The following is a 10,047-nucleotide window of genomic DNA, read 5'->3' on the forward strand; positions in this document are numbered from 1 at the left end:
TCCCCACACCCCTATACGGGGACGGTCGCGGCCAGGGACTCCAGGACCGAGTCCGCGGACACCGCCATGGCGCAGCGGCTCGCGGCGTAGGCGAGGGCCATGCCGTGGTCCTCTTCGGAGAAGTCGGCGACCGCGTCGGCCACGACGAAGGGCTGGATGTCGCGCATGAAGGCGTCGCAGGCGGTCATGAGCACCCCGATGTGGGCGTAGACCCCGCAGATCACCAGCTGGTCGCGGCCCGCCGTGCGCAGGCGCTCCTCCAGGTCGGTCCGGACGAAGGCGCTGTAGCGCCACTTGGTCAGCAGAACCTCCCCGTCCTCGGGCGTGAGGGGGTCCGTGATCGCGGTGTGGGCGGGGTCGTCGCTCATACCGGCTCCCCACAGGTCGGACAGCAGGCCCCTCTGCTCGGCCGACTGCGCCCCCGGCTGCGCGGTGTAGATCCGCGGGACCCCCCGGTCGGCGCACGCGGAGCGCAACCGGGCGATGTTGGCGGTCAGGCTGGTCAGCGGCTCCCGGCCCTGGACGAAGGCGTCCAGGAAGTAGCGCTGCATGTCGTGGACGAGCAGGACGCAGCGATCGGGGTCGATCGGCCAGGACATGCGGTTGTCCGGCAGACTCCCGGTGCCGGGCATGGGATAGGAGGGGATCGCGGGCAGGGAGGTCATGTGGTCTCTCCGTACATGGTCGGAACCGGTACGGCGACGGCGGAGCCGCCGACGCCGAGCGCGTCGAGCACGGTGCGGAACTTGGCCCCGGTCTCGGTGAGTTCGGCTGAGGGGACCGAGTCGGCGACGATGCCCGCGCCGGCGAAGAGCCTGGCCCGGGTACCCGAGAGCTCCGCGCAGCGCAGAACCACGGCCCAGTCGCCGTCCCCTCCGGGGTCGCACCAGCCGACGGTCCCGGTGTAGGCACCGCGGTCGAAGGGTTCGAGGCGGGAGAGGACGCGTGCGGCCGCACCGGTCGGGGTCCCGCAGACCGCGGGCGTGGGGTGCAGGGCGGCGGCCAGTTCCAGGGCGGTGGGCGCCGGGTCCTTGAGGATCCCGGTGACGGACGTGCCCAGGTGCCACATGGCGGGGGTCGCCACGAGGGAGGGCGAGGCCGGGACGTCCAGTGACGAGCACAGCGGGCGCAGGCGCTCGGCGATGTCGGCCACGACGAAGGCGTGCTCGCCCAGGTCCTTCGCGGAGCCGCTGAGCGCTGCGGCCCGCTCTCGGTCGGTTCCCGGGTCGGAGTGGCGCGGCACCGACCCGGCCAGGGGGTGCGAGCGCACCCTTCGGCCGCGCCGCGACACCAGCAGTTCGGGGCTCGCACCCACCAGGACCGCCGCAGGGGCACCGTCCGGTATCGACAGGAGGGGCAGCGAGAAGTTCCAGGCGCCAGGGTTGGCCGCGACGAGGTCGCCCAGGACCCGCACGGGGTCGAGGGGTGCGTCGAACTCCAGGAGGAGCGTTCTGGCCAGGACCGCCTTCTCCAGCTCCGTGTCGGCGATGCGGGCGACCAGGCGCTCGACGAGGCGGACGTAGTCGGCGGCGACGGGGTGCTCCCATCCGCGCAGCAGGCCGGGCCGGGACCGCTGTCGCGGCCTGCGCGGCACGGGGCCGGGGCCGGTGCGTGCCGTCTGGGCCACCATGAGCGGGGAGGGTTCACCGGCTCGGAAGGCGAGCGCCCCGACGACCATGGGCGACCGTACCCCGGACTCCACCGCCCGGCGCAGCTCGGCTGCGGCCTCGCGGGAGTCCCCGACCACTCTCGCGCGGCTCCGGGGAGACGACGCCAGCCGGTACTCGGGCGTGTGCAGGGTGAAGGCGTCAGGCGCCAAGGCAGGCTCCTCCGTCCACCCGCAGGTCGTGCAGGGTGATGTGCCGGGCGCGCGGGGAGACGAGGAACTCCACCGCGTCGGCGACGTCCTCCGGAGCCGCCACCCGCCCCAGCGGGATGTCCACCCGGAAGGCGGAGGGGTCGGTACCGGCCGGGGAACCGCCTCCGGCGGCAGCCGGGTCCCCCCACAGACTGCGCCGCATGGCCGTGTCCGTCGACCCCGGTGAGACCACGTTGCAGCGGATGCCGTGCGGGGCCAGCTCCAGGCCGAGGCAGAGGGTGAACTGGGTGGCGGCGGCCTTGGAGGCGGCGTAGGCGGCCATGGCCGCCCTGGGAACGGACGCCGCGTCGGAGCCGACGGTGACGATGCTCCCGGCCGCCCTGGGGACCATGGCCCGCGCGGCGGCGCGGGCGACATGGAAGACGCCGAGCGCGTTGACCCCGAACACCTCCTCCCACGCCTGGGAGGTGAAGTCGGCGACCGCGCCCCAGCGCAGGAGGCCCGCGACGCTGACAACGCAGGTGATGGCGCCCATCTCCACCTCGACACGGCCGACCGCCGCGTCGACCGCGGGTCCGTCTGTCACGTCGACCGGGTAGGCGCGGATCCGCCCCCCGGTCCGAGCGGGCATGGCCTCGACGTCCGTCGAGGGCAGGTCCAGGGCGGCGACGGCCCAGCCGCTTTCCGCCAACCGTCGCACGACTGCGGATCCGATGCCTCCCGCGGCACCGGTGACCAGCGCGAGGCCGGTCTCTGTCACATCGGTATCAGGGGACACCGGGCTCCTCTCCGAGGGGCGGGACGACTGCGCTGAAAGGGGTCGGTCAGGAGCAGCGGGGACAGACCCCGGAGAGTTCGAAGGTGTAGTCCAGGCCGTCGAAACCGCTGGCGCCCCCGATCCGGTCGAGAGCGGCGGAGAGCTCTTCGGCCTGCGGTACGTCCTCGACCCGGCCGCACAGACGGCACATCAGGTGGTGGTGGCGGTCGGCGGTGCGGCACAGACGGTAGAGGAGTTCCCCGTCGGGTGAGCGGATCGTGTCCAGCAGACCCTCGCGCACCAGACGGTGCAGGGCCCGGTAGACGGTGGACAGGCTCGGGGACTTGCCTTTGCCAGCATTGCGCCGAACGAGAACGATATGCACCTCCTGACAGCTACGGAACCTCCGGTTCCGCCCGAGGACCTCCAGGACCAGAGCGTCGTTGCGGGGTGTCCTGGCCATGTCAGGCTGCCGACCGCAACGTCTCCGGACATGGGGTCGGCCTCTTCCCTGGCCGTCCGCCCTCGAACATCACACCTCCGAGTCGCCCCATATGATATTGAAAATGGTTTTCATAACCATATCAGACCTTCCCGAGGATGACCGCCCCATGGCCGTGCTCGGCAGCCACGCCCACCACCCCGGAACGGCCCGTCGCCCTCGCCCGGAGCCGGGGCGGTGCCCAGGGGCGACACTGCCGAAACCACCCTGGGGTCCTTCGTCCGGACCGACCAGGGGACCTTTGATCCGATGCCCCACCAGCCCCGGGCGCAGGGAGACCCCAGGCCAACGCGGGTGATCCTCCCGCGCGGCCCAAGGCTGGGACGCCGCCACCGCCGACGACGGTGCCGTCTGGCTGTGGAGCCTCAGCGGATGAATCCGCGTAGCAGCCCCGAACGCTGCCAGACCGAGTGCGGATGGGACCGCATCACCTCCCCCGGCCACTCCAGGCGCCGGGGGCCGGTAGCGTCATGGCATCGGTGACGCGGCCGCTGTGGAGCCGCGCCTCACCGGGACGGAGGTCGGCTTTGAGGAGCTACCGGAGATGTTCCAAGGGCTGGCGCGGTGTGTGCTCGCGGTGAATGGCGCGACGGTGCGCGGTGTGGTCTATCCGCGGCGGTCCCTGCTCCTGGTCGCCGGGGTCCCCGGAGCCGGGAAGAGCACTCTGCTGCGGCGGCTGTTCGGACTCCGCGAGAACGAGGAGCGGACCGTGCTCACCGCGGAGGGTGTGCGGGTGATCGACTCGCTGCAGTCGCGGCACCAGTTGGGGCCACTGCTCGGTCGGGTCCCCTATCCACTGTGGCGCTGGGTGGTCCACGTACTGCACCTGGCCCGGTTGGCCGCGGCGCTGCGCGGCGGCCCGGTGGTGCTGCACGAGTGCGGGACACGGAGCCCGGTGCGCGTGCTGCTCGCCCTGCTCTGTCGGCTCCGCCGGTACGAGCTGCATGTGCTGATGATCGATGCCACCCCCCAGGAGGCGCGGAACGGGCAGGACGCCCGGGGGCGGCGCGTGACCGAGCGCAGCCACCGGGCGCACTCGCGGCGCTGGCGGCGGTTGCGCGCGGCCGCCCGGTACGGGCCGACGGCATTCGCGCCGGGTGCGCGCAGTCTGCTCGCACTCGACCGGCGCGGGGCGCGGGAGCTGGCCTGGATCCGCTTCGGTCCCCGCGCGCCTGCCCGTGGTGTCCCGTGCACGGCGATCGGGCCGTCCCCTGTCCGGCTTGAGCTCGTGACGTCCGATACCTAGGGCGGGCTTCACGTGCTCCGAGGCGTCCGGGCCGATGCCTTCACTGGGGTCTGCGCAGGTGACGGGCTCGTCTGGGGTCGACGAACGAGATCGTCGGGTACCCGGTTCCCTTCCGCCCTCCATAGTGACATGGAACACGTTCCACCGGTCGGATGCGGGCCCCTGCTGCGCCCGGAACACTCCAAAAGCCCGGCATAGAGGGCAGAACAGGAGTTTCTACACAATCCACCGAGGCTGCCTCGGAGGCCGACCGACCCACACATTCGACGAATTTCTTAGGTTAGGCTTCCCTGAGCAAAGACCTCGTTAGGAGACCTCCATGAAGCCCGTCCCCCACCCGATCGCGGCACTTTCCCTGACCCTGGTGTCCGCTCTGGCCCTCTCCGCCTGCTCCACCGCCCCGGAGGAGACCGAAGGGGCCGCCGCAGCTCCGAGCGAGACCGTCGAGGTCGAGGACAACAACGGCGCGCAGACGATCGCCCTCCCGCCCTCGTCGGTGGTCGCGCTCGACAACCGCACCTACGAGACCCTCTCGGACTGGGGCGTGGAGCTGTCCGCCGCCTCCGTGTCGCTCATGCCCGACACCGTCGACTACGCGCAGGACGACTCGATCATCGACCTCGGCCCGCACTACGAACCCGACCTCGAAGCGGTCGTCGCCGCCGAGCCGGACCTGATCGTCAACGGCCAGCGCTTCACGCAGTACTACGACGACCTGTCCTCGCTGGTCCCCGAGGCGACCGTCCTCGACCTGGACCCGCGTGAGGGCGAGCCCTTCGACGCCGAGCTCAGGCGCCAGGTCGAGGTGCTGGGCGAGGTCTTCGGCAAGCAGGGCGAGGCCGCGCAGGCCATCGCCGACTTCGACGCGGCGATCGAGCGCGTCCACGAGGCCTACGACGGGGACCAGACCGTCATGGCCGTCAGCACCTCCGGCGGCGAGATCGGCTACCTGGCCCCGGGCGTGGGCCGCACCCTCGGCCCGGTCTTCGACATCCTGGGACTGGCCCCGGCTCTGGAGGTCGAGGGTTCCACCGACGACCACCAGGGCGACGACATCTCCGTCGAGGCGATCGCCGACTCCGACCCCGACTGGATCCTCGTGCTGGACCGGGACGCCGCCATCACCGCTGACGAGGAGGGCTACGAGACCGCCGAGAACATCCTGGCGAGCACCGAGGCCCTGTCGAACGTGACCGCCGTGGCCGACGGGCAGCTCGTCTACATGCCCGCCGACACCTACCTCAACGAGGGCATCCAGACCTACACCGAGTTCTTCGACTCCTTCGCCGACGCCCTTGAGGCGCAGGCTTGATCCGCTCCGTCCCGCGTGGACGGCGGCGACGTGACCGCCGCCGTCCGCGCGATCCGTTCCACGGAGGTGACCGGATCATGACCACCACGGCTCCGGCCCCGCCACGTCCGCGGGGCAAGGGACGCCTCCTCGACTGGAAGCTCCTCATCGGTGTCACCGTCGTGGGCGCACTGCTCGTACTGTCGCTGTTCACCGGTGTGTACGACATCTTCGGCGCCGACGACGGCGGCGAGATGTTCGCGATCACCCGTGTCCCCCGTACGATCGCCCTCGTCCTCGCCGGTGCCGCCATGGCGATGTCCGGACTGGTCATGCAACTGCTGACGCAGAACCGCTTCGTCGAACCGACGACCACCGGCACCACCGAGTGGGCCGGGCTCGGCCTGCTCACCGTCATGGTCCTGGTGCCGGGCGCGAGCATCACCACCCGCATGGTCGGCGCGGTCCTGGCCGCCTTCGTCGGCACGATGGTGTTCTTCCTCTTCCTGCGCGGCGTCACACTGAGGTCCTCGCTCATCGTGCCGATCGTGGGCATCATGCTGGGCGCCGTCGTCAGCGCGGTGTCCACCTTCGTCGCGTTGCAGACCGACATGCTCCAGAACCTCGGTGTGTGGTTCGCCGGCAGTTTCACCTCGGTGCTGCGGGGCCAGTACGAACTCCTGTGGATCGTGGCCCTGGTCGCCGTCGCGGTGTTCGTCGTCGCCGACCGGTTCACGGTCGCGGGGCTGGGCGAGGAGGTCTCCACCAACGTCGGGCTGAACTACAACCGCGTCATCCTGCTGGGCACCGGGCTGATCTCCGTGGCGACGGGCGTGGTGACCGTGGTCGTGGGCAACCTGCCCTTCCTCGGGCTGATCGTCCCCAACGTCGTCTCGATGATGCGCGGTGACGACCTGCGCGCGAACCTGCCGTGGGTGTGCCTGCTGGGCATCGGGATCGTCACGGTCTGCGACCTGATCGGCCGGACCGTCATCATGCCCTTCGAGGTGCCGGTGTCCCTCATCCTCGGGGTCGTCGGCGCCGCCGTGTTCGTCCTTCTCCTGTTGAGGCAGCGTCGCCGTGGCTGAGACGAGTGTTTCCCGTGTGGCCGAACCTCCGGCCGCACCGCCCCGGGGGCGCTCCTCGCACCCCCTGGCCTCCCCGCGCGCCCGCCGTCGCTACTGGACCGTCGTCGCGGTGCTCTCGGTGCTCGCGGCGGGGTTCGGTGTCGGCCTGCTGGCCTGGGACAACCCGATGCCGGCGGGGTCGGACGGCTTCTGGCGCATCGCCGAGATGCGCGCCACGAACCTGGTGGTCATGGCCGTGGTGGCGATCTGCCAGTCCGTCGCCACCGTCAGTTTCCAGACCGTCACCGGCAACCGCATCATCACCCCGTCGATCATGGGGTTCGAGGCGCTCTACATCACCGTGCAGACCACCGCGGTGTACTTCCTGGGAGTCGCCGGGATCCTGGCGGTCCAGGGGGTCCCGCAGTTCCTGCTGCAGATCGCCCTCATGGTCGCCTTCGCCCTGCTGCTGTACGGGTGGCTGCTGTCCGGCAGGTACGGGAACCTGCAGATCATGCTGCTGATCGGCATCGTCATCGGCGGCGGCCTCGGCTCGGTGTCCGCGTTCATGCGGCGGCTGCTCACGCCCAGCGAGTTCGACGTGCTGGCCGCACGGCTGTTCGGCAACGTCTCCAACGCCGACGCGTCCTACCTCCCGATCGCGGTACCGCTGTGCCTGATCGCCACCGCCCTGCTGTGGGCTCGGTCGCGGCGGCTGAACACCATGGCGCTGGGGCGTGCGGCCAGCACGGGACTGGGACTGGACCACCGCCGCGAAACCATGCGCGTGCTGTTCCTGGTGTCGATCCTGATGGCGGTCTCCACCGCGCTCGTCGGACCGATGACCTTCCTGGGCTTCCTCGTGGCGACGCTGGCCTACCAGTTCGCCGACACCCACGACCACCGGTACGTCTTCCCCGTATCGGCGCTGACCTGCTTCGTCGTCCTCAGCGGCGCCTATTTCGTCATGCGGAACATCTTCCACGCCAACGGCGTGGTCTCGATCATCATCGAGCTCGTCGGCGGGCTGGTGTTCCTGTTCGTCATCCTCAGAAAGGGCAGGCTGTGATCACCCTGACCGGTGTGCGCAAGGAGTACAGCGGCGAGGTCGCGATCGGCCCCGTCGACCTGCGGATCCCCAAGGGCGGTGTGACCGCCCTGGTCGGACCGAACGGCGCGGGCAAGTCGACGCTGCTGACGATGGTCGGCCGGCTGCTCGGAATGGACCGGGGCACCATCGACATCGCCGGCCACGACGTGGCGAGGACGGCGTCCAAGGACCTGGCCAAGGTCGTCTCGATCCTGCGCCAGGAGAACCACTTCGTCACCCGGCTCACGGTGCGGCAGCTCGTCGCGTTCGGCCGTTTCCCCCATTCGCGGGGGCGGCTGACCACTGCCGACGAGGAGGCCGTCAGCCGGGCCGTCGACTTCCTGGACCTGACCGACCTGGAGCACCGCTACCTCGACCAGTTGTCGGGCGGACAGCGCCAGCGCGCCTACGTCGCGATGGTCCTCTGCCAGGACACCGAGTACGTGCTGCTCGACGAGCCGCTCAACAACCTCGACATGCGGCACTCGGTGCAGATGATGAAGCACCTGCGCCGGGCCGCGGAGGAACTGGGCCGCACGGTGGTGATCGTGCTGCACGACATCAACTTCGCCGGGCACTACGCCGACCGCATCTGCGCGGTCAAGGACGGCTCCGTCGTCGAGTTCGGCACGCCGGACGAGATCATGACGGACGACGTGCTCACGCGGGTCTTCGAGACCCCGGTGACCGTCGTGGAGGGGCCGAACGGTCCGCTCGCGGTCTACTACTGACCGGTCGTCCGTTCCCGGCCCCGGTCCGCCCAGGAGGTCCCGCCCCGGGCCGGGGCCGGGACGGGACCTCTCAGGTTCGGGCACCGTGTCGGCTCATGACCGGCACCGACCCGCCCTCAGGCGGCGGGGGCCTCACTTGTAGGGTTCGATCTTCGTCATGTCGGTGGCGGGCTTGCCGAGGCCCAGGCCGCGCACGGCCGCCCAGATGTCCTCCTCGCTCTCCTTGAGCAGGCCCCAGTCGGCGAAGAACTCGGTGAGGTCGAGCCGCGCGGTGACGGACGCCGACCTGACGAAGCACTTCTTGCGCTCGTGGTCGCTCGCCGTGCCGCAGTGCTCCTCCCGGACGTGCTTGTGCCACTCGGGGAGGAAGTCCTCGCCGAGGCCCAGCCTGAGCTGCTCGAAGAGCGACATGGTGTCGACCTGGTCCGACCGGAAGCTCTTCTCCGAGCGGGGTCGGCTCAGGTAGGCCTGGGTGGCGGTCCACCGCTGCGGGAGTTCGTCCGTGTACTCGTTCCGGTGCTTCCGGCCGACGGCGAGGGAGTACAGGTTGACCGACACTTCGATGATCCCCTCGGGACCCCCGTAGGTGGTGTCCTGCTGGAAGTGGTGGCCGTACTCGTGGAGCATGACCCACGAGTTCAGCGCCTCCCCCGTGAGCAGGGCCCTCATCGAGTACCCGTCCGCGGGCCCGTGGGGCAGCCCGATGTATCCGGTCGTCGCGTGCGGGTTGTAGCTGCCGCGCGATTCCACCGCGTAGATGCGCAGGCGGGGACGGGCGTGGACGGCGGAGGAGCCGTCGAGACCGCTGATGTCCTCCTGGATGGACACCAGTTCGTCGTGTGCGGCGAGCGTCTTGCCCGGGTCGGCTCCCTCGACTGCGCGCGCGGTGGGCAGGAGCGCGGCGATGACGACGGAGTCACTGACCATCTCGACTTCGGGGGTCCTCGACGATGCGAGCATGGCGTGCCACTGGGCGGCCGAGGTCCTCCCCTGCACGAAGTAGGGGACGGGTTGCGCGTTGCCGCTCACGGTCATCCACACCGCGTCCCCGTCGCCGGACTCCGTGGTGTGGCGGATGTGGATGATGCCGCCGTAGGGGTCCGCGATCTTGTTGTCGCCGGGTTTGAGCGGCACCGCGCGCATGCTTGGGCTCTGTCGGTCCGGGTCGTCCCTGTCCGCGAGTCCCTGGGTGCCGACCAGGGCCTCCATCTGCGACGCGCCGCCGTAGACGGTGATGGTGATCCCCTGGCCAGCCGGTGCGTAGTAGCCGGTCGGCTGGTAGTCGGCGTAGTAGAGGCGCTGCTGGAGCCGCCTGCGCTCCGCTGCGGCCGTGGGGGACGGTTCGATCTCCAGTATGCGGGGCTGCGGGAAGTCGACGGTCGCCTCGACCTCGTCGAAGGTCCGGCCGTTGCCGTGGACGCGCAGGCGCAGGGTGTCCTTGTTCCACATGTAGGTGGGGGGCACGTTCGGGTTCAGGAACGAGCCGCCCTGCTGGAAGTCACCGATACTCGCCCACCTGCCGTCCGGCCACTGCGCCTGGAGCT

General features: G+C 70.5%; 10 protein-coding genes. 5 read left to right on the forward strand and 5 right to left on the reverse strand.

The window, feature by feature from the left end; translation table 11 throughout:
* Positions 1–11: 11 nt before the first annotated feature.
* The 4 genes from ACFHWE_RS19675 to ACFHWE_RS19690 all read right to left on the reverse strand — a co-directional run bounded on the left by ACFHWE_RS19675 (position 12) and on the right by ACFHWE_RS19690 (position 3,039).
* Positions 12–665, reverse strand: a complete 654-nt coding sequence (locus ACFHWE_RS19675; RefSeq protein ID WP_416603153.1) for an isochorismatase family protein — start codon at positions 663–665, stop codon at positions 12–14.
* The gene (locus ACFHWE_RS19680) at positions 662–1,819 is read right to left on the reverse strand and encodes an isochorismate synthase (RefSeq protein WP_416603154.1); all 1,158 of its coding nucleotides are present in this window, start codon (positions 1,817–1,819) and stop codon (positions 662–664) included. Before ACFHWE_RS19680 ends, ACFHWE_RS19675 begins: the two co-directional genes overlap by 4 nt.
* Positions 1,809–2,579, reverse strand: coding sequence for an SDR family NAD(P)-dependent oxidoreductase (locus ACFHWE_RS19685; protein WP_416603155.1), 771 nt, complete (start codon positions 2,577–2,579; stop codon positions 1,809–1,811). Before ACFHWE_RS19685 ends, ACFHWE_RS19680 begins: the two co-directional genes overlap by 11 nt.
* Positions 2,580–2,643: 64 nt before the next feature.
* Entirely contained in the window at positions 2,644–3,039 is a 396-nt protein-coding gene (locus ACFHWE_RS19690; RefSeq protein ID WP_416603156.1) for a Fur family transcriptional regulator, read from the reverse strand.
* Between the two features lie 583 nt (positions 3,040–3,622).
* Here ACFHWE_RS19690 and ACFHWE_RS19695 point away from each other — a divergent pair.
* From ACFHWE_RS19695 to ACFHWE_RS19715, 5 genes are all read left to right on the forward strand, one after another.
* On the forward strand, positions 3,623–4,324 hold the full coding sequence (locus ACFHWE_RS19695) for an AAA family ATPase (RefSeq protein ID WP_416603157.1): 702 nt from the start codon (positions 3,623–3,625) through the stop codon (positions 4,322–4,324).
* A gap of 319 nt (positions 4,325–4,643) precedes the next feature.
* On the forward strand, positions 4,644–5,636 hold the full coding sequence (locus ACFHWE_RS19700; protein ID WP_416603158.1) for a siderophore ABC transporter substrate-binding protein: 993 nt from the start codon (positions 4,644–4,646) through the stop codon (positions 5,634–5,636).
* 77 nt (positions 5,637–5,713) lie between these two features.
* Positions 5,714–6,703, forward strand: coding sequence for an ABC transporter permease (locus ACFHWE_RS19705; protein ID WP_416603159.1), 990 nt, complete (start codon positions 5,714–5,716; stop codon positions 6,701–6,703).
* A gap of 16 nt (positions 6,704–6,719) precedes the next feature.
* Positions 6,720–7,751 carry an iron chelate uptake ABC transporter family permease subunit gene (locus ACFHWE_RS19710; RefSeq protein WP_416603160.1) on the forward strand — a complete coding sequence of 344 codons (1,032 nt, stop codon included), beginning with the start codon at positions 6,720–6,722 and terminating at the stop codon, positions 7,749–7,751.
* Positions 7,748–8,503, forward strand: coding sequence for an ABC transporter ATP-binding protein (locus ACFHWE_RS19715; protein WP_416603161.1), 756 nt, complete (start codon positions 7,748–7,750; stop codon positions 8,501–8,503). The genes ACFHWE_RS19710 and ACFHWE_RS19715 overlap by 4 nt, the downstream gene beginning before the upstream one ends.
* Before the next feature lie 132 nt (positions 8,504–8,635).
* On the opposite strand, the gene ACFHWE_RS19720 is transcribed toward ACFHWE_RS19715, so the two are convergent.
* Positions 8,636–10,047, reverse strand: a 1,412-nt coding sequence (locus ACFHWE_RS19720) for a M60 family metallopeptidase (RefSeq protein ID WP_416603162.1), incomplete at its 5' end; no start/stop codon positions are given.

This window comes from Nocardiopsis sp. LOL_012 (assembly GCF_048060475.1).
GTDB lineage: Bacteria > Actinomycetota > Actinomycetes > Streptosporangiales > Streptosporangiaceae > Nocardiopsis.

Excerpts from the sequence above, each read along its gene's own strand:
- ACFHWE_RS19675 (WP_416603153.1), bottom strand. The coding sequence starts at position 665 with ATGACCTCCCTGCCCGCGATCCCCTCCTATCCCATGCCCGGCACCGGG.
- ACFHWE_RS19690 (WP_416603156.1), bottom strand. The coding sequence starts at position 3,039 with ATGGCCAGGACACCCCGCAACGACGCTCTGGTCCTGGAGGTCCTCGGG.
- ACFHWE_RS19695 (WP_416603157.1), top strand. The coding sequence starts at position 3,623 with ATGTTCCAAGGGCTGGCGCGGTGTGTGCTCGCGGTGAATGGCGCGACG.
- ACFHWE_RS19700 (WP_416603158.1), top strand. The coding sequence starts at position 4,644 with ATGAAGCCCGTCCCCCACCCGATCGCGGCACTTTCCCTGACCCTGGTG.
- ACFHWE_RS19705 (WP_416603159.1), top strand. The coding sequence starts at position 5,714 with ATGACCACCACGGCTCCGGCCCCGCCACGTCCGCGGGGCAAGGGACGC.